The organism is Bradyrhizobium sp. ISRA430 (assembly GCF_029909975.1).
Taxonomy (GTDB): Bacteria; Pseudomonadota; Alphaproteobacteria; order Rhizobiales; family Xanthobacteraceae; genus Bradyrhizobium.
In genome coordinates this window covers 5,513,558-5,537,671 of the sequence record NZ_CP094516.1, presented here as the reverse complement: position 1 = coordinate 5,537,671, position 24,114 = coordinate 5,513,558, and the positions used below count along the sequence as shown (strand labels likewise).

23 protein-coding genes and 1 tRNA gene are annotated in these 24,114 nt (G+C 63.4%); 10 read left to right on the top strand and 14 right to left on the bottom strand.

From position 1 onward, the window contains the following. Window positions 1-82: 82 nt before the first annotated feature. Window positions 83-1,468: an MFS transporter gene (locus MTX21_RS26280; RefSeq protein WP_280967567.1), complete on the bottom strand. Its 1,386-nt coding sequence runs from the start codon at window positions 1,466-1,468 to the stop codon at window positions 83-85. A gap of 99 nt (window positions 1,469-1,567) precedes the next feature. On the opposite strand from MTX21_RS26280, the gene ggt reads away from it, so the two are divergent. Together ggt and MTX21_RS26270 are read left to right on the top strand one after the other, a co-directional pair. Then, window positions 1,568-3,319, top strand: coding sequence for a gamma-glutamyltransferase (ggt, locus tag MTX21_RS26275; protein ID WP_280967566.1), 1,752 nt, complete (start codon window positions 1,568-1,570; stop codon window positions 3,317-3,319). A 132-nt stretch (window positions 3,320-3,451) separates the two neighbouring features. Continuing rightward, the gene (locus MTX21_RS26270) at window positions 3,452-4,747 is read left to right on the top strand and encodes an MFS transporter (protein WP_280967565.1); all 1,296 of its coding nucleotides are present in this window, start codon (window positions 3,452-3,454) and stop codon (window positions 4,745-4,747) included. A 109-nt stretch (window positions 4,748-4,856) separates the two neighbouring features. On the opposite strand, the gene MTX21_RS26265 is transcribed toward MTX21_RS26270, so the two are convergent. Then, window positions 4,857-5,522, bottom strand: coding sequence for a glutathione S-transferase (locus tag MTX21_RS26265; protein WP_280967564.1), 666 nt, complete (start codon window positions 5,520-5,522; stop codon window positions 4,857-4,859). A gap of 156 nt (window positions 5,523-5,678) precedes the next feature. On the opposite strand from MTX21_RS26265, the gene MTX21_RS26260 reads away from it, so the two are divergent. The 4 genes from MTX21_RS26260 to panE all read left to right on the top strand — a co-directional run bounded on the left by MTX21_RS26260 (window position 5,679) and on the right by panE (window position 9,416). Then, on the top strand, window positions 5,679-6,260 hold the full coding sequence (locus MTX21_RS26260; protein WP_280967563.1) for a DUF2239 family protein: 582 nt from the start codon (window positions 5,679-5,681) through the stop codon (window positions 6,258-6,260). An 88-nt stretch (window positions 6,261-6,348) separates the two neighbouring features. After that, entirely contained in the window at window positions 6,349-7,698 is a 1,350-nt protein-coding gene (locus MTX21_RS26255; RefSeq protein ID WP_280967562.1) for an MATE family efflux transporter, read from the top strand. Window positions 7,699-7,792: 94 nt separating this feature from the next. Next, window positions 7,793-8,401 (top strand): 2-hydroxychromene-2-carboxylate isomerase, encoded by a 609-nt coding sequence (locus tag MTX21_RS26250; RefSeq protein WP_280967561.1) that lies wholly within the window; start codon window positions 7,793-7,795, stop codon window positions 8,399-8,401. Window positions 8,402-8,492: 91 nt separating this feature from the next. Further along, the gene (gene panE / locus MTX21_RS26245) at window positions 8,493-9,416 is read left to right on the top strand and encodes a 2-dehydropantoate 2-reductase (protein ID WP_280967560.1); all 924 of its coding nucleotides are present in this window, start codon (window positions 8,493-8,495) and stop codon (window positions 9,414-9,416) included. A 183-nt stretch (window positions 9,417-9,599) separates the two neighbouring features. On the opposite strand, the gene MTX21_RS26240 is transcribed toward panE, so the two are convergent. The 4 genes from MTX21_RS26240 to MTX21_RS26225 form a co-directional block, all read right to left on the bottom strand. Then, window positions 9,600-10,193 (bottom strand): c-type cytochrome, encoded by a 594-nt coding sequence (locus MTX21_RS26240; protein WP_280967559.1) that lies wholly within the window; start codon window positions 10,191-10,193, stop codon window positions 9,600-9,602. Between the two features lie 209 nt (window positions 10,194-10,402). Further along, a complete protein-coding gene (locus MTX21_RS26235; RefSeq protein ID WP_280967558.1) occupies window positions 10,403-11,674 on the bottom strand; it encodes a PQQ-dependent sugar dehydrogenase in 1,272 nt (423 codons plus the stop codon). Between the two features lie 229 nt (window positions 11,675-11,903). Beyond that, a complete protein-coding gene (locus tag MTX21_RS26230; RefSeq protein WP_280967557.1) occupies window positions 11,904-12,890 on the bottom strand; it encodes an NAD(P)-dependent oxidoreductase in 987 nt (328 codons plus the stop codon). A gap of 77 nt (window positions 12,891-12,967) precedes the next feature. Then, a tRNA-Gly gene (locus MTX21_RS26225) sits at window positions 12,968-13,042 on the bottom strand. A 276-nt stretch (window positions 13,043-13,318) separates the two neighbouring features. Between MTX21_RS26225 and trxA the strand changes: the two genes are divergently transcribed. Next, window positions 13,319-14,242, top strand: a complete 924-nt coding sequence (gene trxA / locus MTX21_RS26220; RefSeq protein WP_280967556.1) for a thioredoxin — start codon at window positions 13,319-13,321, stop codon at window positions 14,240-14,242. Between the two features lie 30 nt (window positions 14,243-14,272). Continuing rightward, window positions 14,273-14,950 carry an LON peptidase substrate-binding domain-containing protein gene (locus MTX21_RS26215; protein ID WP_280967555.1) on the top strand — a complete coding sequence of 226 codons (678 nt, stop codon included), beginning with the start codon at window positions 14,273-14,275 and terminating at the stop codon, window positions 14,948-14,950. 17 nt (window positions 14,951-14,967) lie between these two features. Here MTX21_RS26215 and MTX21_RS26210 read toward each other — a convergent pair whose 3' ends face one another. The 8 genes from MTX21_RS26210 to MTX21_RS26175 form a co-directional block, all read right to left on the bottom strand. Beyond that, window positions 14,968-15,387 carry a hypothetical protein gene (locus MTX21_RS26210; protein ID WP_280967554.1) on the bottom strand — a complete coding sequence of 140 codons (420 nt, stop codon included), beginning with the start codon at window positions 15,385-15,387 and terminating at the stop codon, window positions 14,968-14,970. Continuing rightward, on the bottom strand, window positions 15,377-16,288 hold the full coding sequence (locus tag MTX21_RS26205; protein ID WP_280967552.1) for an FAD:protein FMN transferase: 912 nt from the start codon (window positions 16,286-16,288) through the stop codon (window positions 15,377-15,379). The genes MTX21_RS26210 and MTX21_RS26205 overlap by 11 nt, the downstream gene beginning before the upstream one ends. After that, entirely contained in the window at window positions 16,269-16,739 is a 471-nt protein-coding gene (locus MTX21_RS26200) for an FMN-binding protein (protein WP_280967551.1), read from the bottom strand. Before MTX21_RS26200 ends, MTX21_RS26205 begins: the two co-directional genes overlap by 20 nt. Before the next feature lie 64 nt (window positions 16,740-16,803). Then, window positions 16,804-18,348: a hypothetical protein gene (locus MTX21_RS26195; RefSeq protein WP_280967550.1), complete on the bottom strand. Its 1,545-nt coding sequence runs from the start codon at window positions 18,346-18,348 to the stop codon at window positions 16,804-16,806. 442 nt (window positions 18,349-18,790) lie between these two features. Continuing rightward, the gene (locus tag MTX21_RS26190) at window positions 18,791-21,292 is read right to left on the bottom strand and encodes an EAL domain-containing protein (protein WP_280967549.1); all 2,502 of its coding nucleotides are present in this window, start codon (window positions 21,290-21,292) and stop codon (window positions 18,791-18,793) included. A gap of 205 nt (window positions 21,293-21,497) precedes the next feature. Next, window positions 21,498-22,091 (bottom strand): cytochrome b/b6 domain-containing protein, encoded by a 594-nt coding sequence (locus MTX21_RS26185; protein ID WP_280967548.1) that lies wholly within the window; start codon window positions 22,089-22,091, stop codon window positions 21,498-21,500. A gap of 19 nt (window positions 22,092-22,110) precedes the next feature. After that, window positions 22,111-22,389, bottom strand: a complete 279-nt coding sequence (locus tag MTX21_RS26180; RefSeq protein WP_279373844.1) for a PepSY domain-containing protein — start codon at window positions 22,387-22,389, stop codon at window positions 22,111-22,113. A 411-nt stretch (window positions 22,390-22,800) separates the two neighbouring features. Next, window positions 22,801-23,151 (bottom strand): hypothetical protein, encoded by a 351-nt coding sequence (locus MTX21_RS26175; RefSeq protein WP_280967547.1) that lies wholly within the window; start codon window positions 23,149-23,151, stop codon window positions 22,801-22,803. Window positions 23,152-23,258: 107 nt separating this feature from the next. On the opposite strand from MTX21_RS26175, the gene MTX21_RS26170 reads away from it, so the two are divergent. Then, window positions 23,259-23,789 carry a TetR/AcrR family transcriptional regulator gene (locus MTX21_RS26170; RefSeq protein WP_280967546.1) on the top strand — a complete coding sequence of 177 codons (531 nt, stop codon included), beginning with the start codon at window positions 23,259-23,261 and terminating at the stop codon, window positions 23,787-23,789. A gap of 81 nt (window positions 23,790-23,870) precedes the next feature. Further along, on the top strand, window positions 23,871-24,068 hold the full coding sequence (locus MTX21_RS26165; protein WP_280967545.1) for a Trm112 family protein: 198 nt from the start codon (window positions 23,871-23,873) through the stop codon (window positions 24,066-24,068). Window positions 24,069-24,114: the final 46 nt, after the last annotated feature.

Genomic DNA, 24,114 nt, shown 5'->3' with positions numbered 1-24,114 from the left:
GATGGAGCGCAGCGAAATCCGGGTTTCGCAACCCTCACAATGACGGCCCCCGGATTGCGCTTCGCTCCATCCGGGCTAAGAGCTAATCCCGCACCCGCATCAACAAAGCCAAACCCGCGACGAAGAATACCACCAACACGGCCATGCCGGCCTTCTGGCTTGCAGTCGCCGCCGTAATCGCACCGATCAGCAGCGGGCCGATGAAGGACGTCACCTTTCCCGTCAGCGCGAACAGACCAAAATACTGCGCGATGCGATCCTTCGGCGCGAGGTGGATGAGCAGCGTGCGCGAGGCAGCCTGCAATGGCCCGCCCGCGGCGCCGATCAGGCAGCCCAGCACTAGATAGGCGCGCTCGGCCGCGCTCGAGAACAGTGCAGCGCCCGGCTCGGGCGGCGCGACCTTGACGAACAACACGCTGTCCTTGTCGACCAGAAGGATCGCCGCCACCGAGAGCAAGAGGATCAGCAGGCTGCCGGCGATCACGCGCTTCGGTCCGAGGAAATCATCGAGCTTGCCGCCCAGCCATGCGCCGAAAGTGCCGGCGATCGCCAGCATGATGCCGAAGGTGCCGATCTGGATCGTGTGCCAGCCGAAGGTACCGGCCGCATAGATGCCGCCAAAGGCGAACAGCGACACCAGGCCGTCGGTGTAGATCATGTTGGCGAGGAGGAACGCCGCGAGCGATTTCTGTTTCGGCAGCGCGCCGAGCGATTGTTTCAGCTCCGACAGGCCCTCGCGCAGCGCCGCGCGAACCGGGCGTTTGGCCGGATAATCCGGCGTGAACAGGAACATCGGCGTGACGAAGATGATGAACCAGAGCCCGGTCAACGGTCCGGTGATGCGATCGCCCTCGTGCGTGGCGGGATCGAGCCCGAACAGCGGCGTGAATCCGAGCAGCGTGCGTCCGGTCTCGGGGTTGGCGGCGAGGAAGCCGAGCACGATGATCAGGCTGACGATGCCGCCGACATAGCCGGTGGCCCAGCCGGTGCCGGAGAGCCGGCCGATGCGTTCGGGCGGCACCAGGCTCGGCATCATCGCATTGTTGAAGACGGTGGCAAATTCCGCGCCCACGCTGGCGAGCGCGACTGCGGTGAGCAGCGGCGGAATGACGGTGTGATTACCGGGCTTGCCGATCCACAGCGTGGAGGAGGCGAGCACCAGGAGCGCGCCGAACATGGCGATCCACGGCTTCCTGCGGCCGGAGGCATCCGCGATGGCGCCGAGCACCGGCGACAACAGCGCGATCGCCATGCCCGCGGCGGCCATCGCAAAGCCCCACAGCGATTGCCCGGTGGCAGGATCCGGCGCGACGCTGGTCGCAAAATAGGGCGCGAACACGAAGGTCGTGATGAGCGTGAAATAGGGCTGCGCGGCCCAATCGAAGAAGATCCAACTCACGACGGCGGCGCGCGACGGATAGGTCCGTGCCGCGCCTGCCATGCGCACGTCCGAGGCGATCGTCGTCATCATCCGGTCCCCATCACGAACAGTTTTGCCTCTCTTAGCGCAAACCGTATAGCATTGCAGTGACGCGTGTGAATTGGCCCAAGGCACGGCGGAAGTTTGATGATGTCGCTATTTTTGACGCGGCGGACGTTTCTCGTATCCATCGCCGCACTGGCAGTTGGTCTCGCCCCCGTCATAGCGCAGGACGCGCGGCGCGACTACACGCCGCCTGCGCTCGACACGGTTCATTCCGTCGCCGCCGACCATGGCATGGTGGTGGCGCAGGAGAAGCTCTCCGCCCAGGTCGGCGCGGATATCCTGCGGCGCGGCGGCAATGCGGTCGATGCCGCGGTCGCCACCGGCTTTGCCATGGCGGTGACTTATCCACGCGCCGGCAATATCGGCGGCGGCGGCTTCATGGTGATCCATTCGGCCGAACGGAACGAGGACATCGCGATCGATTATCGCGAGACCGCGCCAGCGGCAACCACGCCGCAAATCTTCCTCGGCGCCGACGGCAAGCCCGATGCCGCGAAGTCGCGCGATTCCGCGCTCGGCATCGGCGTGCCCGGCACGGTCGCAGGTCTCGCACTTGCGCTGGAGAAATACGGCTCGGGCAAGTTCACGCTGGCGCAACTCCTCGATCCCGCGATCGCTCTCGCACGCGATGGATTCGTCGTCGACGATGACATCGCCGACACGCTGCCAGGCTGGTACCGACGGCTCGCGCGCTGGCCGTCCTCGGCCAGGATCTTCTCGAGGCCCGATGGCACGCCGCTGCGCGAAGGCGATCGTCTGGTGCAGACCGATCTTGCCGACACGCTGTCGGCTGTGGCAACGCAAGGACCGCGCGGCTTCTATGAAGGTGCGGTGGCAGAGAGGCTCGCCAAGGCCGTGTCCGACGCCGGCGGCATCATGACTCCCGCCGATCTCAGATCCTACGAGGCGATCGCCCGCCAGCCCCTGCGCGGCACCTATCGCGGCTACAACATCGTCTCGATGCCGCTCCCCTCATCGGGCGGCGTGGTGCTGATCGAGACGCTCAACATGCTCGAAGGCTTTCAGCTTGCGGAGCTGAAGCAGGGCTCGCCCGCCTCGCTTCATCTCTTGATCGAAGCGATGAAGCGCGCCTATGCCGACCGGGCGCGCTATCTCGGCGATCCCGCTTTCGTCAAGGCGCCGATCGAGACGCTCATCGCAAAGGACTACGCCGCCAAGCTGCGCAGCGGCATCTTGACCGATCGGGCCACGCCGTCGAGCAAAATCGCCTCGGCCGCCACCGCGCCGCGCGAAGGCAGCAACACCACGCATTTCTCCGTGGTCGATGCCCACGGCAATGCCGTCAGCAACACCTTTACGCTGAACTTCAGCTATGGCGTTGGTCTCGTCGCCGACGGCACCGGCGTTCTCCTCAACAACGAGCTCGACGATTTTACCGCCGCACCCGGCGCGTCCAATGCCTATGGCCTCGTCGGCTTTGAGGCCAACCTGCCCGGACCCGGCAAGCGACCGCTGTCTTCGATGTCGCCGACCATCGTGCTCAAAGACGGCAAGCCGGTGCTGATCACGGGTTCGCCCGGCGGCAGCCGCATCATCTCGACGGTGCTCGAGGTGGTCGTGAACGTCCTCGACTACAAGATGGATGTCGCCGCCGCCGTGGCAGCACCGCGGCTGCATCACCAATGGTTGCCGGATGAAGTGCGCGTCGAGCGCGGCTTTCCCGATGACGTTCTGTCCGAGCTGAAAGCGATGGGACATCTTGTGGTCGAGCCGATGGGACAGACATCGGCCAATTCCATCGCGGTGACGGCGAACGGGCCGCTCGGCGCGCCGGATCCGCGCACCCGCGGTGCGGAGGCAGCGGGACAGTAATCCCTACGCTTTGTGCAGCGCAGAGTAGACCTATTTGCCGGATGACATCGGCACCTAAGCGCGGCAGTTTGCCGACGCTGGTGCACGTGCGAGGCGCGTGCCCGGCCAACGACGGGCCTTTAGGATACGCACATGACCGCAGCCGATCCGACCGAGCGCATCGAACGCGCCGAGATCGAGGACACCAGCCTTCTCGCCTTCTATCGCGACATGAATCCGCCGGAGCGCCGGACGTTCTGGGCGTGCGCCGCGGGCTGGGCGCTCGACGGCATGGACTTCATGATCTATCCGCTGGTGATCGGCACCATCATCGCGCTGTGGAAGGTCGACCCCGGCGCGGCGGGTCTTGCCGGCACCGTGACACTGCTTGCGTCCGCCATCGGCGGCTGGCTCGGCGGCTATCTTTCCGACCATATCGGCCGGGTCAGGACGCTGCAGATCACCATCATCTGGTTCTCGTTCTTCTCGCTGGTCTGCGCCGTCGTGCAGAATTTCGATCAGCTCCTGATCGCGCGCGCAGTGCTGGGCCTTGGCTTCGGCGGCGAATGGGCGGCAGGCGCGGTGCTGATGGGCGAGGCGATCCGGCCGCAATATCGCGGACGCGCGGTCGGCTCGGTGCAGTCGGGCTGGGCAGTCGGCTGGGGTCTCGCGGTGCTGTCGCAGGCGATCCTGTTTTCGCTGATGCCGGCCGACATCGCCTGGCGCTGGATGTTCGTGATCGGCGCGCTGCCGGCGCTCCTGGTGTTCTACATCCGCCGCTCCGTCACCGAGCCGGAGATCGCTGCCGAGGCGCGTGCAAAGCAGGCGGCCAGCGGCGACCGTCCAGCGCTGTGGGAGATCTTCTCCGGCCCGATCCTCAAGACCACGATCCTGGCGTCGCTGATGGTGACGGGCTGTCAGGGCGGCTATTACGCCATCACATTCTGGGTGCCGCAGTTCCTGACCAAGGATCGGCATTTGTCGATTGTCGGCTCGACCGGTTATCTGTCGGCGCTGATCATCGGCTCCTTCGCCGGCTATCTCGTCGGCGCCTGGCTCGCCGATCGCATCGGACGGCGCAACCTGTTCCTGATCTTCTCGCTCGGCGCCATCGCTGTGGTGCTGCTCTACACGCAGTTGCCGCTCAACAACGAGATCCTGTGGGTGCTCGGTTTCCCGCTCGGCTTCTTCGCCTCGGGCTATTTCTCCGGGGTCGGCGCGTTCCTGACCGAGCTCTATCCGACGCGGCTGCGCGGCTCGGGCCAGGGTTTTTGCTACAATTTCGGCCGCGGCATCGGCGCGCTGTTTCCCTATCTCGTCGGCGCGCTGTCGGCGACGACGACGCTCGCCAACGCGATCGCGATCTTCGCGGTCGTGGCCTATGCGGTGTTCTTCACCGCCGCATTCGCGCTGCCGGAAACGCGCGGGCGAATACTGCACGCGGATTAGTACGGGGCGCCCGAAGGGCGAACTCTGGTGGCAATTTCGCACCAGAGAATCCGGAGATTACGGCGCGACATTACACATTGCACAATGGGGTTCACGATGGCGTGGAGGCTTACCGTCCCACCTGGTACGGCCCGCCCTTCTCAAGGGCGCGCTGATACGCGGGCCGCGCATGGATGCGATCGAGGAACACCATCGCCTTGGGATGCCCCGTCTCCAGCCCGCCGCGCGCTTGGGCGGCTTCGAGCGGGAAGCTCATCTGGATGTCGGCCGCAGTGAACTCGCTGCCGGCGAACCACTCGCTTTTTCCCAGCTCGCCCTCCCAATAATCCATGTGCTGCTTGAGCTGCGGATTGACCAGTGCCGTGAGTGCCTGGTTCGAGACCTTGCGCACCAGCGGGCGCAGTAGAGCGGGCGCGCGCTTCGGCATCAGCGTGAACAACAGCTTCAGGAGCAGCGGCTGCATCGCCGACCCCTCCGCATAGTGCAGCCAATAGGTGTAGCGCAGCCGCTCCGGTGTGTTCGGCGGCGGAATCAATCGGCCATTGCCGTAGGTGCCGATGAGATATTCGATGATCGCTCCGGACTCGGCGATGGTATTGCCGTTGTCGGTGATGACGGGCGACTTGCCGAGCGGATGGATGGCGCGCAGCTCCTTCGGCGCGCGCAGGTCGGGCTGGCGCTGATAACGCACGATCTCATAGGGCACGCCCAACTCTTCGAGCAGCCACAGCACGCGCTGCGAGCGGGAATTGTTGAGGTGATGAACGGTCAGCATCGCATGGTCCCCGGCTTGGTCACTTGGCCGGAAGTTCGTGCCAGTCCGGGAACACAATGTCGAGCGATCCGGACCATGTTTTCACCCGGGTATATTGACGCGAGCAATTTACCCGGGTATTAAAAGCCGAGATCGAAAAATCTGGCAATGATTCCAATGCAAGGGACCTTTACAGCCTTCATCGGCCAGCGCCGGCTCGCCTCCGGCCCGGCGGGCGACGTCGCGCTCGCCGTCAAGCGCGCGCCGCCTCGGCCGGACGAGCCGATCGTCATCTTTGACGACGGGACCGGGCGTACCATCGATTTCGACCTGCGCGGCGAGGATCACGAGGTGCTGGCTCGGGTGGCGAAGCTTGCTCCGCCGCCCTCGGCAGAGGAGGCGCCGCCAAGCGAGCCACGCGGCCGCGGGCGGCCGAAGCTCGGCGTGGTCGCGCGCGAGGTGACGCTGCTGCCGCGGCATTGGGAATGGCTCAACGCTCAGCCCGGCGGCGCTTCGGTGGCGCTGCGCAAGCTCGTCGACGAGTCGCGGCGTGCGAGCGGCGACAAGGATCGCGAGCGGCAGGCGCGCGATGCCGCCTACCACTTCATGTCGACGATGGCGGGCAACTTCGCGCGTTTCGAGGAAGCCTCGCGAGCGCTGTTTGCGGATGACCGGCGACGCTTCACCGGTCTGATCGCCGACTGGCCCGCCGACATCCGCGACCACATCGTCAAGCTCGCCTACAGCGATCGCGCTTAAACCGCGCACCGCTTCTCTCAACCCATCGACGGCCGAGCCACGCACCTTGCGTGGCAACGGCTTCGCACGCCCTGAAGAAAGGCCATCCATGTCCGCTCCCCGACCGCTCTGGACGATTTTCCTCCGCTTCCTCGCGCCGCTGATGCTGAGCAACGCGCTGCAGTCGCTGTTCGGGACCGTCAGCAACGTCTATCTCGGCCAGATGATCGGCGTCGACGCGCTCGCGGCGGCGGCGGCGTTCTTTCCGGTGATGTTCTTCCTGTTCGCCTTCGTCATGGGCCTGAGCACCGGCGCCACCGTGCTGATCGGCCAGGCTTTCGGCGCGGGCGAGCACAACAAGATCAAGATCATCGTAGGCACGACGCTCGCGGTCGGCCTGCTGCTCGCAATCGCGGTGGCGGCCGCCGGCGGGCTCTTCAGCCGGCAATTGATGACGGCGCTTGCTACCCCTTCCGACATCCTCGACCAGGCCAGCGCCTATGCCCGCATCATGCTGGTGACGATGCCGCTCGGCTTCGTGTTCCTGCTGAAGACGGCCATGATCCGCGGCGTCGGCGACACGCTCACGCCGCTGCTGGCGCTGGCGCTGTCGACCGCGATCGGGCTTACGCTCACGCCGATTCTGATCCACGGCGCATTCGGATTACCGGCCGCGGGCATCACCAGCCCCGCCTGGGCGTCGGCGATTGCCAACGCGCTGACGCTGATTATGCTGGCTGTCTATCTGCGCCGGAAAAAGCATGCGCTGGCGCCTGACGATGCGCTTCTGCGCCATCTTCGGATCGACCCTGCCATGCTCGGCAAGATCCTCGGCATCGGCCTACCGAGCGCGATCGGCATGGTGGTGATGGCGATCGCCGAACTGGTGCTGCTCGGCCTCGTCAACGGCTTCGGGTCGAATGCAACCGCCGCCTACGGCGCCGTCAATCAGGTGATGGGGTATACGCAGTTCACGGCGATGTCGATTTCGATCGCGGTCTCGATCCTCGGGGCTCAAGCCGTCGGCCGCGGTGACAGAACCCGGCTCGACGGCATCGTGCGCACCGGCCTCAAATTCAACCTCGTTCTGACAGGCGGCCTGGTCGCGGTGAGCTATCTGGCGGCGCGCCCGGTGCTCGGTATCTTCATCACCGACGGCGCCGTGCGCGATCTTGCGACGGGATTGCTGCACGTCGCGCTGTGGAGCTCGGTGCCGTTCGGCATGGCGACGGTATTTTCCGGCGCAATGCGCGCAGCCGGCGTCGCCCTGACGCCGATGCTGCTGTCGATCTTCGCCATCGTCGCGATCGAACTGCCATCCGCGGTGATCTTGAGCCGGACCGTCGGCATTCAGGGCGTGTGGGCCGCCTATCCGATCGTGTTCTGCGCCATGTTCATTTTGCAGATGGGCTATTACGTGCTGGTCTGGCGCAAGCGCGCGATCCGGCGTCTGATCTGACCGGATCATCAAAGTATTATGACCATCATTAAACGGTGGACCTGCGGCGCGCCCTGCGCCACAATGCCGAAAAGAGCCGTCAGGGAGGACGATTTTGACCCGCACAGCCCCGCAATTCCTGTTCGATTTCGGCAGTCCCAACGCCTATCTCAGCCATGAGGCGATCCCGGCGATCGAAAAGCGGATTGGCGTGAAATTCCAGTACGTGCCGATCCTGCTCGGCGGCATCTTCAAGGCAACCAACAACAAATCGCCGGCCGAGACGCTCGCGGGCGTCAAGAACAAGCGCGAATTCCAGGCGATCGAGACCGAGCGATTCATCAAGCGCTTTCACGTCCAGCCCTACGTCTTCAATCCGCACTTTCCCGTCAACACGCTGAACCTGATGCGCGCGGCGATAGCGGCGCAGGCAGAGGGCGTCTTCGAGAAATATGTCGAGGCCGCCTTCCACCATATGTGGCGCGAGCCGAAGAAGATGGACGATCCCGAGGTCGCGATGAAGGCGCTGGCATCATCCGGGCTCGATGCGCAAAAGCTGCTCGCCCGCTCCCAAGAGCCGGAGGTGAAGGCCAAGCTGATCAAGAACACCGAGGAGGCGGTGGCGCGCGGCGCGTTCGGCTCACCGACCTTCTTCGTCGGCAACGAGATGTTCTTCGGCAAGGAGCAACTCCGCGAGGTCGAGGAGATGGTGTCGGGAAAGTGAAGGGCGCGAATGGTGGGTAGCGAATAGCGAGTGGAAATCTCAATCGCTATTCGCTACTCCCTATTCGCCAAGAATAATAATGGAGCGTCCAATGCGTATCCTCGTGGTCGGCGCCGGCGCCATCGGCGGCTATTTTGGTGGCAGGCTGTTGCAGGCCGGCCGCGATGTCACCTTCCTGGTCCGGCCGCGCCGCGCCAGCGAGCTTGCGAGCGCCGGCCTCGTCATCAAGAGCCCGAACGGCGACGTGACGCTGAAGGATCCGCCGCGGGTCGAGGCCGACAAGCTCAAGGACAAGTTCGACGTCGTGCTCTTGAGCTGCAAGGCGTTCGATCTCGATGACGCCATCACGTCTTTTGCGGCAGGGGTCGGCCCGAACACGGCGATCATTCCGATGCTCAACGGCATGAAACATCTTGATGTGCTCGACCGGAGATTCGGCGCCGAACGCGTGCTCGGCGGGCTGTGCGCCATCGCCGCCACGCTGAACGAGAAGCGCGAAGTCGTGCAGCTCCAGCCGATCCAGTCGATCAATTACGGCGAGCGCGACGGTAAGCTGTCCGAGCGCGTCAAGGCGATCGACGAGGCCTTCAAGGGCGGCATCAATGGCGCTACTGCCAGCCAGAACATCATGCAGGACATGTGGGAGAAGTGGGTGTTCCTCTCAACGCTTGCTGCTTCCACCAGCCTGATGCGGACATCCGTCGGCAATATCCTCGCCGCCCCCGGCGGCAAGGATTTCCTGCTCGGCATGCTGGATGAAACCAGCGCGATCGCCGCCGCCTCAGGCTACCCTCCGGGCGGGCCGTTCTTCGCGCGCGTCAAGGGCAACCTGACCACCGAGGGCTCGCCGATGACGGCGTCCATGTTCCGCGACATCAAGGCGGGCCTTCCGGTCGAGGCCGATCACGTCATCGGCGATCTCATCGCACGCGGCGATGCCGCCAAGGTACCGGTGCCGAAGCTGCGCATCGCCTATACTCATCTGAAGGCGTATGAGAAGCAGCGGGCGGGGTAGGGCGTCTATTTGGGTGTCGTCCCGGGGCGCGTGAAGCGCGAGCCCGGGACCCATAACCACAACCACAGGGAACGGTTGTGGCGCGAGCTGGCAACCCGAGCCTTCGCATAACCACGTCCTGTGGTTATGGGTCCCGGATCTGCGCTCCGCTTCGCTACGTTTGTCCGGGACGACGAGAGATATTTACTGCAAGTGCGCCAGATAGTGCGCGAGCGCGGTGATCTCGTCCTCGCTCAGCGAATAGGCGATGTCGGCCATTGCGGCAACGCCGCCGCCGACACGCAAGCCCGCCTTGTAGTCGTGCAGCGCCTTCACGAGATATTCCTCGCGCTGGCCAGCGAGACGCGCGACGGCCTTGGTGCCGGCATAAGTGTCGGTGTGGCATGAGGCGCAGCGCCGCCCGGCGGCAGCTTGTTCGCCCTTCTTCGACAGATCGGGGTCCTTGTCCTCCGGTCCCTTCGGCGGCGTCAATGCGGCGAAATAGGCCCCCAGATTGCGGATGTCCTCGTTGTTGAGCTCCTCGACGATCGGCTGCATCTGCTCGTTCTTGCGCGAGCCGGCGCGGAAGAACACGAGCTGCCATTGCAGGAACTGATCGGGCTGGCCGGCGATCGAGGGGATGTTCTCGGTTTGCGAGATGCCATTCTCGCCATGGCAGCCGGCGCAGGCTGCGGCTTTTTCCTTGACGGCGGCCGCATCGGCGGCGTGGGTCGGATCGACGCCGAGCGAAAGAAGCGCAAGCGCGCTGATTGCGTGCGAGATGAACTGCCGGCGCATGTTTGAAAATTCCACTGTGAGAGAGGCTCGTCATTCCACATTGCGCAATTGCGCAATGGGGGCGCCACTTGGCGCGAGCCCGGAATCCATAACCACGATCGGGGTTATGGGTTCTGGACTCGCGCTGACGCGCGATCCGGAACGACATTGAGGTTGAAGGCAAAGAGGCTGCGGCCATCTCCTGGCCGCGGCCTCTCTTTCATGTCGCGCTACTTCTTGCCGTAGCTGATGCGGTAGATCGCGCCGGCCCAGTCGTCGGCGACGAGGATTGAGCCGTCCTTGGCGAGGATGATGTCATCGGGGCGGCCGAGATAGCCCTGGTCGCCCTCGATCCAGCCGGAGGCGAACACCTCTTGCTTGGCGTTCTTGCCGTCGGGCCCGACGATCACGCGCATGATGCGGCCGCCCTGGTACTTGTGACGATTCCAGGAGCCGTGCTCGGCGATCAGGATGTTGTTCTTGTACTCGGCGGGGAATTGATCGCCGGTATAGAATTTCATGCCGAGCGGAGCGACGTGGGCGCCGAGATTCAGCACCGGCGGCGTGAACTCGGAGCACTTGTGGCCCATCGCGAACTTTGGATCGGGCAGGTCGCCCTGGTGGCAGTAGGGATAGCCGAAGTGCTCGCCGATCTTGTTAATCATGTTGAGCTTGTCTGACGGCAGATCGTCGCTGACCCAGTCGCGGGCATTCTCGGTGAACCAGTACTTGCCGGTGCGCGGATCGACGTCGCCGCCGACCGAATTGCGAACGCCGAGCGCCCAGACTTCGGCGTTGCCGGTCTTGGGATCGACGCGCCGGATCTGCGAGACACTGGTCGGAGGAATGCCGATATTGAAGGGCGGTCCGAACGGAATGTAGAACCAGCCGTCCTTGTCGACGGCGATGTACTTCCAGCCATGCGCGGCGTAGGACGGCATGTCGTCATAGACGACCTTGCCCTCGCCGAGATTATCGAGCTTGGCTTCAGCATCGTCATAGCGGATCAGCTTGTCGACGGCGATGACGTAGAGCGCGCCGTCCCTGAAGGCCAGACCCGTGGGCATGTTCAGCCCCTTGAGGACGGTCTTGACCTCCTTCTTCCCATTGTTGTCCTTGATCGCATAGACATTGCCGAGACCGAACGAGCCGACGAACAGCGTGCCTTTGTCGCCCCAGGCCATCTGCCGCGCGGCGAGCACACCCGACGCCCACACCTCGATCTTGAAGCCCGGCGGCAGCTTGATCTTCTTCATCATCGCCGCGAGCTCGGCGTCCGATGCACCCGTCGGCGGCCCCGAGGGCGGCGCCAGACCCTTCTGCGCCTCGGTCTCATCGCCCAGGAACCAGTCGTCCGGCGGATGGGTCCAGAACTCCTTGGTGCCTGACTCGTATTTCTTCAGCGCGCGGCCTTTGTCCTGCTGCTGCTGCGCATTGACAACGCTCGTCCCTGCGAGAAGGGCAACCGCTGCAAACGCGAAAACGGATCGATGGAATTTCATCGCGTCACTCCCCTAAGGCAGCCGTCCAGGCTGCGCATTATTTTGTTTTGCTAGTCGGGTAGGCGAAGTTCGGAGTCTGTCGAGAGATCAGACCGAAAAAGGTTAGCACATCTGCGAACACTGAGAAGCGCGGCACGCGCGCTGCAATCGGGCTCGATCAAAATTGAGACGGAATCACAAGTAACGCTGTGACAACGTCCTCGCTGCAACGCGGAATCAAACAGACGATCTACGACAAGACGGGATACGGTCCATCCGCAAACACCGTTTCATGATAGCCCTTCGATCCGACCTCGCGCGCCAGCGCGCTGCGAAAGTCCATGCCATCGCGAAGGCAGTTGAGGACATGGGCAAAATCGAATTCGGGCCGCCAGCCGAGTTCACGGCGCGCGCGCTCGTTGACGTAGACGCGGTCGATCGCCGGAAACAGGCGCCAGCCACGCGCGGCGAAGAGCTGCTCGCAATCGGGATAGAGCGCGCGCACCACGCCGGCCGCGTCACGGGCCAGTGCTGCGACATGGTGCGGCTCGAACGGGCTCGTGGCCGAGACGATGTAGCGCGCGAAGCCGATCGCGGCGGCCTTCTCGCTCGCGAGCAGATGGGCGCTCACGGCATCCGCTATATCCAGCCGGCGATAGAGCAGCTCGTTGGCCTGCGCGTTCTCCTGCGCGTAAGCCGCCCGCAGCGCGGGATCGTCATCGTCTTCGGGAAAGAAGCGGGACGTCCTCAAGATGAGGACCGGAAGACGATGCTCGCGGAAGAACAGCTCGCACAGGTTCTCGGCCATCAGTTTTGTCGTGCCGTAGATGTTCTTCGGCACCGACGGCAGATGCTCGGTGACCCACACCGCAGCCTCTCCCGCCCCCGGCCGGAGCTGCGAGCCGAATGCGCTGGTGGTGCTGGTGAAGACGAAGCTGCGCACGCCGGCGGCAACGGCCGCCTCGAGCAGGTTGAGCGTGCCGGTGACGTTGGTGTCGATGAAATCCTGCTTGGCGTGAGTCGCCACATGCGGCTTGTGCAGCGTCGCGGTGTGGATGACGGCGGTGACGCCGTCCATCTGGCTTCGGACGAAGCCGGGATCGACAATGGAACCGACCGCATCGGTGAAGGCTGATTTCTTCAAATCAACCCCATGCACAGTAGAACCGCGCCCCCGCAACGTCCTGACGATGGCCTCCCCGAGGTGGCCTGCGCTGCCCGTGACCAGTATTGTCATTGCAAATCCCGACCAGCCGCCAGCGGCGCTGGCGAACCACGATCCGTGCCGGTTTGGCTGGATGCTCTGGGAAAGATTGGAGCGGGCGAAGGGGCTCGAACCCTCGACCCCGACCTTGGCAAGGTCGTGCTCTACCACTGAGCTACACCCGCATCCTGTGTCGGTCGCATGACGCGCCGGCAACGGCTGTCGTATGCCAAAAGCGGGAGCCGAATGCAACAGCTACCGGCGGCATAGATTCGCATTTGGAGCCCCACATAGACCCCCAATCCCGGTCGAATCGACCCGAAACGGCCAGGAACCGCCGAATCGACGCCTGTGGATTGAAATTCGGCCGTCACGGCCCAATTTTAGGAGCCGACAGCAAGGCATCGGCATTGGCAACATGCTAAAGAGCCGCCATTCCAGACATCAGACGAGGGGATCCCGTGACGATCATCGACCAGGGTAACGGAGCAGCGGGCCCGGCGGCCGCCGATCTGATCAAGGACACGACCACCCAGACCTTCGTGAAGGACGTCATCGAGGAATCGAAGCGCCAACCGGTGCTGATCGATTTCTGGGCGGAATGGTGCGGCCCCTGCCGCCAGCTCACCCCCGTGCTGGAAAAGGCGGTCCGTGCAGCCAAGGGCAAGGTCAAGCTGGTCAAGATGAACATCGACCAGCATCCGGCGATCCCGGGCCAGATGGGCATCCAGTCGATCCCTGCCGTGATTGCCTTCGTCAACGGCCAGCCGGCCGACGGTTTCATGGGCGCGGTGCCGGAGAGCCAGGTCAACGCCTTCATCGAGCGGCTGACCAAGGGCGTGACCGCGCCAGGCGAGGTCAATGTCGACGAGATCGTGAAGGAGGCCGAGGCGGTGCTCGCGGAGGGCGACGCGGCGGCGGCGGCGCAGATTTATGCCGAGGCGCTGCATCATGATTCGACGAACATCGCGGCCCTTGCCGGGCTCGCGAAGTGCTACGCCGTGTCCGGCGCCATGGAGCAGGCCAAGCAGACGCTCGCCATGGTCCCGGAATCCAAGCGCAACGAGCCCGCGGTAAAGGCCGTGCAGGCCGCGATCGATCTCGCCGAGCAGGCCAAGTCGCTCGGGCCGATCGCCGAGCTGGAACAGAAAGTCGCCGCAAACCCGCTCGATCATCAGGCACGATTCGACCTTGCGACGGCCCTCAATGCGCAAGGCAATCGCGCGGCCGCCACGGACCAGCTCCTCGATATCGTCAAGCGCGACCGCAAATGGAACGATGACGGCGCCCGCAAGCAGCTCGTGCAGTTCTTCGAGGCCTGGGGCAGCACCGACGATGCGACCGTCGAGGGACGAAAGCGCTTATCGACAATCCTGTTTTCATAGGCGCCAGCCGGCGAGCGGGGACCGGGCAAGATGCCGATCAATATCGAATATCGCGGGCCCGCGGACCTTCCGGAGATCATCCCGGTGTTTCCCCTGCCCGGCGCGCTGTTGTTGCCGCGCGGCCAGATGCCGCTCAACATCTTCGAGCCGCGCTACCTCGCGATGGTCGACGACGCCTTGCGCGACGGCCATCGCCTGATCGGCATGATCCAGCCGGACGTGGCGCATTCGCCGAAGAATGCCGACAAGCCGGTGCTGTTCCGTGTCGGCTGCGTCGGCCGCATCACCCAGCTCGCCGAATCCGGCGACGGCCGCTACATCCTCGAGCTCACCGGCATTGCGCGCTTCAAGGTGGTCGAGGAGCTCGACGTGCTCACGGCCTACCGGCAGTGCAAGGTGGATTTCTTCGCGTTCGCCGACGACTTCACCGCCCGCAAGGGCGAGGATGACGTCAATCGCGAGGCGCTGCTCGCGGCACTGGCGGACTTTTTGAAGGCCAACAACCTCAAGGTCGATTGGGAGGGCGTCGAGAGCGCGCCCAATGAGGCCCTCGTCAATGCGCTGGCAATGATGTCGCCCTATGGCCCGGCCGAGAAGCAGGCCATGTTGGAGGCGCCGGACCTGAAGACCCGCGCCGAAATCCTGATCGCGGTGACCGAGATGGATCTCGCCAAGAAGCGCACCTCGGGCGATCCGCCGCTGCAATAGCACGAGCCTGCAGGACGCTATCGCGACTCCCGTCGACCCAGCCAGATATGAAGCGGAAGCATCAGGGCCAACGAGAATCCGGTGCCCAGGTGGATCCAGCTCATCCAGGGCCGTACCGCTTCCGATCCCAGATAATAGAGCCCGAATGCGGTCGCGATCAGGACCGCATTGAACGCCGCCATGACCGATCCGGAAACGAGATTCTTGCCGCCTCGCCACGATCGCCGCAGGTGCACCGGAACGAGGGCGCCCAGCAGCAACAGCGCCAGCATCGCGATGCCGCCATGGACCATCAGCATGTTGGCCGCGATCTGCTGCCAGATATCGTCGCCGGCAACGTCCTTCTGCCAGTCGGCCGCGAGCCAACCGGCGCCGGTCAGAAACAGCGCCGCGAACGCCGCGTAGAGCGAGTAGCGAAACGATGTTCTAAGCCGCAAGGTGCACCGCGTGCTGCCAGTCGGAGGTGATCTGAACGTCGCCGTCGGCCGAGATCAACAAGGCGCCGGCCTGGTAACATTCGAGCAGTTTGCCCGCATCCGTCCCGGAGATCATGACGATCTTGGTCAAACCGTCGGCAACCATGCAGGAGGGCGCGCGAACCGTGACGCCGTCGATCAGGCTTGCCGGCCTCTGAGTTGCGGGATCAATCACCACCGAACAGCCCGGCTCACTGCTGTCGAACAGCTCGACGCGGCGCGCCGTTGAGGCCAGCGCTTCGTCGGCCACATCGATGCGGCAGATCGATCGGCCGGGACCGCGGGGATCGCGGACGTGAACCGCGTGCGACTCCGTGCCAAAGGCCCGAAGGTCGCCACCGGCGTTCACCATGCCGGCTGGAATGCCAAAATCGCGCAGCGCGGCAACGGCGCGGTCGACGGCAAAGCCCTTCGCTATGCCACCAAGGTCAATCGTGACTTCGGTCGATCGAAAGCGAACCTCTTGGTCCGGAAGCAGCTCAATCGCGTCGGTGGGGCGCCCAATCGGCGCCGCCACCGGCTGACCCTTCAGAAGCGGCAGCAACCCCATGGTCTGCAGCGCCGGTGCGATCGTGATATCAAAAAGCCCGCCGGAGCGGCGATGCAGCTCAACGGCGGTCTTGAGCACTTCGAACGTCCACGCATGTATATTCAGCGGACGAATGCCGGCTTCGCGGTTGAGCCGGCTGACGTCGCTATCCGGCTCATGAAAGCTCATCAGCCTATGCACTTGCGCAATGGCATCGAATGCGGCGTCGATGGCACCGTCCAGGTCGGATCTGCGAGCGCCCGCAACCTCGATCTCCACGAAGGTGCCGAGCAGTGGCCTTGCGCGACGGATTCTATCGGATGCGATTGCCATAAGCCGCCAGTATTCTTTTCACGCCTTCGGTAACATGGGTCGACGACAGCGTCGCGCCGGCGATGTTCCTGATATCGCCGTTGATCTTGAGCGCACTGCCGCTGGTCTTACCGACGAACTGTGCGAGCCAGCTCGGGCTCCTGATTTCGCCGCCATAGGATTCCCGATATTCCAGGATCTCGACTCTGTGGACGGCACCCGCCGGGGTCAGCGCCACTGCGTAGTCGATGAAAAGGTGCTTGCCGACGACCCGGTCGAACACGAAGAAGCCGACAACCTTGCCGCCGGCCTCGGCTTTCCAGACCCGGCCCGCCTGGACCTCGGAAAAATGCGTTGCGGACGGAAATGCCGCCTTCTGCGCGTCCTCGATCGACAGATACCGAACGGCATAGGCGGGAGAGGCGGCAGACAAGATCGCTGCCGCCGGCAGGGTGTATCGAACCCAATTCATAGTCACCTCGCTCCTGGTCGTGTCATCAGGTCTTGCAGCGATATCCTAGGCGACCCTGTCGGCATCAAAAGAAGAAGCCGACGCCGCCGAGGAACGAATCCGAAAGCGCGCCCGTGGCGCTCTTGTCGATCACATGCTGATAGGTTGCCTTGAGCACGACCTTCGGCGATGGAAACACCGCAAAACCGGCCGTGTGATACTGCCGCTGACCCTGACCGGTCGGCAGATTGGCATCGGTTCCCGCGAAGCCGCCGGTCTGCAGGTTCTGATAGGTGTAGCGGTAGAACGGCACAGCCTCCCACTCGCTGTTGAGAATCGTGCCTAGCGGGACATGATAGGCAATCTCGCCGGAATAGCCGTACATCGACTTGCCGACATTGTTGGTCGGATCCGAGTCGTTGTTGGCGCGCAGGTTTTCCGGGTGCCCGAAATCGGCGCGGACATATTCACCGCGAAACTCAAGACCCGTGTCGGGCACCCTATAGCGGAATTCGGCGTCAAACATTGCGAGACTGGACCTGCCGAGGAAGTTACCGAAATCGTCATGCGCGCCTCGCGGCGTCGTGTTCGGTGAGAAATAGGCGCTGACGCTTCCGGCGAATCCTGGCCAGAATGTCGGCGTAAAGTCGAGCCGGCCGGACACGGCCGTGGCGTTGTTGAGTTGCTGGAAGTCGCCGAGCGGGGGCCTGGAGAATGCGAGCGCGGTTACGCCGTCGATGCCGGCGATGTACGCCGTCCCGGGAAGCGGGACAGTCTTTGCCTCAGTGCGATTGTCGAAGGAGTCGCCAAAATCCTCGTTACTGGTGCTGACCATGACCTGATATTTGAGATCCTCGGTGATCGTCCCATAGACGCTGGTGGATGGAACCTTCCAGGTCGACGGAATGAGGCCGTTGTAGAGTGCGGGCCGGAGCACGCTGTAATATTGCGTGGGTTCGTGATGCTGATTGATGTAGCCGATCGGCACGAGATCAATGCCCGGCGAACGCCAGTTGAACTGGTCGATGATCTTGAAGTCGACCCAGAGCTGCTCGATCTCGGCAGTGCCGTGCAGCTTGTCGTCGTTGTCAAATCCAGAGCCCGCGTGCTCGAACTCGATTTCCGCATTGAAGATGATGTTCGAGGTGATCGCATAGGTGGGCAGGAGGACGAACCTGGCCGCGTCAAAACCCTTCTGCCACTGGCCGCCGGCAGCAGGATTTTGCATGGTACCGAAGTTGATCTCACCATATGCCCCGATGCTGAGACCGGAGACCGGAGAATCCGACAGCCCGAGGATCGGTTTGTCCGACGCTGACGGCGGTGGGGGTAGAGGGATGGAGTCTTTCGACTTCGACTTGGCCGATTTCTCGGACGGTTGGGCTTCGGGCTTATGGTTCTCAGGCTTGGCTGGCGCGTCCTTTGCTTCGGCGGACGGCGCGGGCGCATTGGCGCTCGTCAGCGATGCCGTTTTGGCCGCCCGCTTTGCGTCTGCATCAGCGGCCGGGCGATCCTGCTTCTGCTTCAGCTCGGATTCGAGCTGCTGGATGCGCTGCTCCATCTTCTCGAGCTTCTTCAGCAACGCGGCGTTCGCGTCACCATCCGCTGCAAGAGCTCCACTAGAACTCAAGAACGATATCGCGGTCGCCGCCAGCAGAGCTGATCGGCTGGGGCATCGGCGTTCGAATCGAAATGCAAACGGGTCAGCGGAAACGTGCAGTGACATGTGTGCCCCCAAGAATTGCGACATCCTGCCGCAGGAAAAACAGGCAATGGCATTCTTGGGAAGCAGAAGAGGGAAGTTCGTGACTAGAATCACTCCAGCTTAGAATTAGAATAAATAAAAAGAACTCGCCCCGAGCCGGAGCGTGAGCAGTTGATATGACTGGAATCCCTACAGAAGCAGACGATTGGGACTAGGAGACGCCCTCATGCATGGCGGATTGGCTGCCCAAGGCCTCAAGCTGCGCCATCGCCATCACTGCGCGGAATCGCATCTAGCCAGAATGCCGGCCCACCTCGCCAAGAAGCGCGCCAGCGGCGATCCCCCGCTGCGGTGATGGCCTGATTGCTCAGGCAGCGCAGACGGCCGCCTTGGTTCTTCGCCGCAGCATTTTCGCGATCCTCGATGCGGGCATCGGCCGGCTGAAATAGTAGCCTTGCGTTTCGGCGCACCCCTCTTCACGCAGGATGTCGAGCTGCTCCTGGGTTTCGACGCCTTCAGCGGTTGTCGTCTTGCCGAGGCTGACCGCGAAACGAACCACCGCTTTCGCGAGATGGCTCGCCTCTTGCCTCGTGCTGCACAGTTCGTTGACGAAACTGCGGTCGATCTTGACCTTGTCGAACGGAAATTTCTGCAGAAAGCTTAGCGATGAATAGCCGGTGCCGAAGTCGTCCAGGGCGATTCGGACGCCCAGTTCGCGCAGTTGGCCGAGCGCTGCGAATACAGCTTCGCTGTCGTGCATGATCACCGTCTCGGTGACCTCGAGCTCGAGCCTGTGCGGCGCCAGCCCTGAGTTCGCCAGCGCGCCGAGAACGACCGGAACGAGCTCCTTGCTTCTGAATTGAGCGGGAGACAGGTTGATCGCGATCTTGAGATGGGCCGGCCATTTGGCGGCTTCGCCACATGCGGTCCTCAGGACCCATTCTCCGAGTGGCACGATGAGGCCGGTTTCCTCTGCAAGCGGGATGAAGTCGGAAGGCATGACCAGACCTCGCTGCGGGTGATGCCAGCGTAGCAAGGCCTCGAAGCCGCTGGTCTCACCGGTCACGGCATTGACGTAGGGCTGGTAATGGAGCTCGAATTCGCGGCCGGCAAGCGCGGCCCGCATATCGCGCTCGAGGTTGCGCCGGGCATGCATGAGCTGGTCGAGCTCCGGCTCGAAGAAACGGTATGCACCGCGCCCGCCACTCTTGGCCGAGTAGAGGGCGAGATCCGCGCTCTTCATGATCATGTCGGAATCGGTGCCATCGCGCGGCGCAATGGCAATGCCGATGCTGGTGCCCACTGTAACCCGGTGATCGCCGAGGTCGAAAGGTTCGCAAAGCACCTTTCTAATGTTCTCGGCGAGGGCGGCGGCCTCCACGGCCGGGTTGGTGACATAGTCGATGACGGCGAACTCGTCGCCGCCCAGTCGGGCGATCAACGTCGTATCCGTGGTGCATTCGCGCAAACGCGCCGCGACGGCACGCAACAGAGTATCGCCCGCCGGATGTCCGAGCGTGTCGTTGACTTCCTTGAAGCGATCGAGGTCGAGCATGAGCACGGCCAGATCGAGGCCGCCATTGCGCGTCACGGCAAGCGCATGCTCCATCCGCTCTCTGAGCAGCACCCGATTTGGCAGATCGGTCAACGCGTCGTGTTGCGCCATATGAGTGATCTTGGCCTCGGACCGCCGTTGCTCGGTGACATCGAGATGCGTGGCGACCCAACCGCCACCCGCCATCGGCTGTCGCGTCACGCAGATCAACCGGCCATCCGCGAACTCGTCGATCCTGCTCGAGACCGTGTCGACCGGCAGCGCACCCAATTTCGAGATGAGCTGCTCGGCAGCGCCCTCGCTGGTGTCTCCCTTGAGAATGCCGTTCGCGATGCGATGCCTGATGATGTCGGTGTGCGGTGTTCCTGTCCTCAGCAGTTCCGGCGGTAGCCGATAAAGTCGGGCATAACGCTCGTTGCAGACGACAAGTCGCTTCTCCGCATCGAACATGCAAAGGCCTTCAACCATATTGTTGATGGCCGTATCCAGCCTGAGTTTTTGCTCGTGCAGCGCTCTTTGCGAGCCTTCGACTTGCTGCCGGGCAATCGATAACTGGCTGATGATTTCCTCGAACTTGCTGGTTCTGGTCGCAAGGCGCCGATCCGCGATCACGCCGACGAGGCTCATGCCGAGCACCGACAGGGCCGCGCCCGCAATTGCCACGGCGAGGAAGGTGGGCGAAAGCGACAAGGTATCGATTGTCAGCGCCGGGTCCGGAACGATCTGTACGGCCCCCATGGCCGTGAAATGATGCGACACGATGGCGAGCGTCAGCAACAGCGCGGCGGCGAAGGTCCCCCATTTGTGCTGGTGGTGCAGGGCCACCGCAAGTGCAGCATAGCCCAGGACCACGCCGAGGACGATCGAGGCGAGCACCAGCTCCGGCGCCCAGGTCACGCGACCCGGCACCTCGAGCGCCCACATACCGAGATAGTGCATGCTCGCGATGCCCGCGCCGATGATGGCGCCGCCGGCAGCCGCCCGCCACCGGCCGGAGTTGCTTGCGGCAAAACCAAAGGCTCCCGACGTCAGGATCATCGCCGCGGCCAGCGACAGCGCGGTCAGAACGATGCCGTAACCGGTCGAGACGCCGGGCGCGTAGGCCAGCATTGCAACAAAATGCGTTGCCCAGATGCCGTATCCGATGGCAGCGCCGGCGATCGCGATCCAGATCAGCCGCGTTCTGGCTTGCGACGCGATTGCGCGATGAAAGATGCTCACCGCAACAATGCTTGCGGTGAAGCAAACCAGTCCGGCGAGCATGACGAGCCGCCAATCATGCTCTGCGGTAACGCAGGTAAAAACGCGGAACATTCAAAGCCGCTCCATCGTCAATGTTCCTGATTGTGAACGGGCTAAGCGTTGTTCGCGTTAATTTCGTGCAATTCCCGGTTGCATGCTTATCGGCAGGTAAAAACTGCCCGCACAATCTGAGATTGGCGGAATGTTTGGGCGAGGGGATAGTGCCATCGGCATCAGGGCCGAGTTGGGAGGCGCCCGCAGGGAAGGGCACGAACGTCTAGAGACGATTGCGGATGCGCTTCCGGCCCGTGAACATCGCGCTCACCAGGTTCTCGCGCTGGAGAATGCTCATCAAGATCACCCCAGCCACGTGCAACACGACCAGGACGATGACGGCGTCCGAGGAATAGGCGTGGGTGTCCTCGACCCACCAGACGCCGAAGAAGGTGACGGTGACCGCCATCGCGCCTGATATCGCGGAGACGGCGAGGGTCAGGAGCAGAGCCACCAGCATCAACGTGCCGGCGGGATTGAGCCCGATATAGCGTCCGGTCATGCCGCGGCGCAGATTCCAGAGATAGCGCGGCGCGGCGCGAAGCCTGACCCCGACCATGCGGAAGCGCGCGTAGCGGCTTCCATAGGCCCCCCAGATCAGGCGGAAGGCCAATAGCCCGATCACGGTGTAGCCGGCGATGCGGTGAAGCCCGTCATAAACATTGGGCGTGAACCAGGCGACCAGAACAAAGCCGGCCAGTAACCAGTGCCAGAGGCGCAACGGGAGGTCCCAGACCCCCACTGTCCGCGAAACGGTTCGATCCGCGGAGTTCGGTGTGGACGTCCTGCGCGCTTCTGACACCGCCTCTTCCATCAAGCCAGGATCACTCTAAACGTCACTTCGCGATCGTGTGCTTCAGGCTGAGATCCTCCGGGCTGTAGAACAGCTCGTAGAGCTTGCCTTCCTTCACGCCGTAGACCTCGTAGCACGAACCTTCGATCTTGGAGCGCCGCACTTCATAGCCGGCCGCCTTGGCCTTGGCTTCGGCATCGCCGGCCGGCTTCCAGGACGCCTTGTCGAGCTTGGTGCAGTTCTTGAAGCCGTCGGCCATGGCCGCCGACCCCATGCTCATCCCGATCGAAAGTGCAATGGCAACAACACGAATGACTCTCACGAAAATCTCCTCCTGTTTCGTGTGCGCAAGATCTTGCGCGAAGCGCGATCGAAGGAAGCAGAGGTGACGGCGGAGTCAATCGGGTTCAACGCTGAATGGCTTTAGATATATTCTAACGTCGGCGAAAAGATCAGCGCTCTCCGCATGCAGCGCGCGTTTGATGCGCCGCTGCGGCCTTACGCCTCATGAGTTCGGATCGGCCGCGTTCTCGGATGCACGGCCGCAAGTGTTGCGTCTCTGACATCTGATTCACTCAGTGTCATTCCGGGGCGCGACGAAGTCGCGAGCTATGATGCGCAACTGCGCATCTGAGAATCCATTCATCCACGTGCTCTGCGGCCCTATGGATTCCGGGCTCCCTCGCTCCGCTCAGGCCCCGGGATGACGGAATGGACTGTCGGAGTCACAACGCTAGTAGCCGGCGACCGCCATCACGACGACGGCACTGAGCGCCATCCAGCCGAAATGCCGGCCGCGTGTGGCGAAGGCATTGGCGAAGGCCGCGAAGGCGAACACGCAGGCCAGCGTGGTGATGATCCAGTGACGGGCCGGCTCCGAGGCCATCCAGGGGGTCGCGATGAGCAACACGCCGCCGCCGATCCAGGCGACTGTCGAGGTCTGCCAGACCAGGCGGATCAGGGTGCGCAGACGTTCCGGCTCGATGCGGGCGCGCGCGAAAACCTTGGTCTCACCGAGGATTCCGTGAACGAGGGCCGCGATGATCACGGCAAGTCCGGCACATTGGAGCAAGAGATCGCGCATCGCCAAGTCTCCCAACAATTCTTACCATACAGATATGTATGGTGGGGTAGACGCTGGCGCAGCGTCTGTCAATACACTAGTGTATGGTCGGGTATTTGGAACCGGACATGGCCGAACAGCTCTCCGCCGACGACTGGATCAATCAGGGCCTGAAGGCGCTGGCCAAGGACGGCTTCACCGCACTGAAGGCCGATCCGCTGGCGAGAGCCATGGGCGTCTCGCGCGGCAGCTTCTACTGGCATTTTGCCGATCTCGGTGCGTTCCACGCGGCCGTGCTGAAGCGTTGGCGCGAGATCGCGGCCGAGCAGATCATCGCCGACGTCGAGGCCGACAGCAACGAGCCGCTAAAATCCCTGCTGCGCAGGTCCTTTGGGGCGCGACTCGACCTCGAGCGTTCGGTGCGCAACTGGGCGGCGTTCGATCCGGCCGCGCAGGCAGCGGTCCGCGCCATCGACCGCCGGCGGCTCGACTATATCGAGACGCTGCTGGCGAAGCGGGGGCTTGGCCCGGCGACGGCAGAGGCCCGCGCGCAAATCCTGTACTGGACGTTTCTCGGCTTCGCCCTGTCGGGCGTGCCAGTGCCGGCCGCACGGCTCAAAGCTCAGCTCGATGAGCTCTTGCGCATGGTCTCCGCCTAGGGCAGCGCACCATTCCCGATATACGGAGTTTGGGCGGCGGCCGCGTTCTGTGCTACAGGCACCCGATCACCGGAGACAACAATGAACGCGACCACCGAACGCCCCGAAAACAGCGTCGATCCCAAACTGCTGGAGATCCTGGTCTGCCCGCTGACCAAAGGCCCGCTCGAATTCGATGCCGCGCGGCAGGAGCTGATCTCGCGGTCGGCCAAGCTCGCCTATCCGATCCGCGACGGCATCCCGATCATGCTGCCTGAGGAGGCGCGGAAGATCGATTGAGGATGGCGAATAGCGAATGATGAGTAGCGAATGGACCTACTCGCTA

Excerpts from the sequence above, each read along its gene's own strand:
- MTX21_RS26215 (WP_280967555.1), top strand. The coding sequence starts at position 14,273 with ATGCCGATCAATATCGAATATCGCGGGCCCGCGGACCTTCCGGAGATC.
- MTX21_RS26200 (WP_280967551.1), bottom strand. The coding sequence starts at position 16,739 with ATGAATTGGGTTCGATACACCCTGCCGGCGGCAGCGATCTTGTCTGCC.
- MTX21_RS26230 (WP_280967557.1), bottom strand. The coding sequence starts at position 12,890 with ATGACAATACTGGTCACGGGCAGCGCAGGCCACCTCGGGGAGGCCATC.
- MTX21_RS26270 (WP_280967565.1), top strand. The coding sequence starts at position 3,452 with ATGACCGCAGCCGATCCGACCGAGCGCATCGAACGCGCCGAGATCGAG.
- panE (WP_280967560.1), top strand. The coding sequence starts at position 8,493 with ATGCGTATCCTCGTGGTCGGCGCCGGCGCCATCGGCGGCTATTTTGGT.
- MTX21_RS26280 (WP_280967567.1), bottom strand. The coding sequence starts at position 1,468 with ATGACGACGATCGCCTCGGACGTGCGCATGGCAGGCGCGGCACGGACC.
- MTX21_RS26165 (WP_280967545.1), top strand. The coding sequence starts at position 23,871 with ATGAACGCGACCACCGAACGCCCCGAAAACAGCGTCGATCCCAAACTG.
- MTX21_RS26190 (WP_280967549.1), bottom strand. The coding sequence starts at position 21,292 with ATGTTCCGCGTTTTTACCTGCGTTACCGCAGAGCATGATTGGCGGCTC.
- MTX21_RS26175 (WP_280967547.1), bottom strand. The coding sequence starts at position 23,151 with ATGCGCGATCTCTTGCTCCAATGTGCCGGACTTGCCGTGATCATCGCG.
- MTX21_RS26170 (WP_280967546.1), top strand. The coding sequence starts at position 23,259 with ATGGCCGAACAGCTCTCCGCCGACGACTGGATCAATCAGGGCCTGAAG.
- ggt (WP_280967566.1), top strand. The coding sequence starts at position 1,568 with ATGATGTCGCTATTTTTGACGCGGCGGACGTTTCTCGTATCCATCGCC.
- MTX21_RS26205 (WP_280967552.1), bottom strand. The coding sequence starts at position 16,288 with ATGGCAATCGCATCCGATAGAATCCGTCGCGCAAGGCCACTGCTCGGC.
- MTX21_RS26255 (WP_280967562.1), top strand. The coding sequence starts at position 6,349 with ATGTCCGCTCCCCGACCGCTCTGGACGATTTTCCTCCGCTTCCTCGCG.
- MTX21_RS26240 (WP_280967559.1), bottom strand. The coding sequence starts at position 10,193 with ATGCGCCGGCAGTTCATCTCGCACGCAATCAGCGCGCTTGCGCTTCTT.
- MTX21_RS26260 (WP_280967563.1), top strand. The coding sequence starts at position 5,679 with ATGCAAGGGACCTTTACAGCCTTCATCGGCCAGCGCCGGCTCGCCTCC.
- MTX21_RS26265 (WP_280967564.1), bottom strand. The coding sequence starts at position 5,522 with ATGCTGACCGTTCATCACCTCAACAATTCCCGCTCGCAGCGCGTGCTG.
- MTX21_RS26235 (WP_280967558.1), bottom strand. The coding sequence starts at position 11,674 with ATGAAATTCCATCGATCCGTTTTCGCGTTTGCAGCGGTTGCCCTTCTC.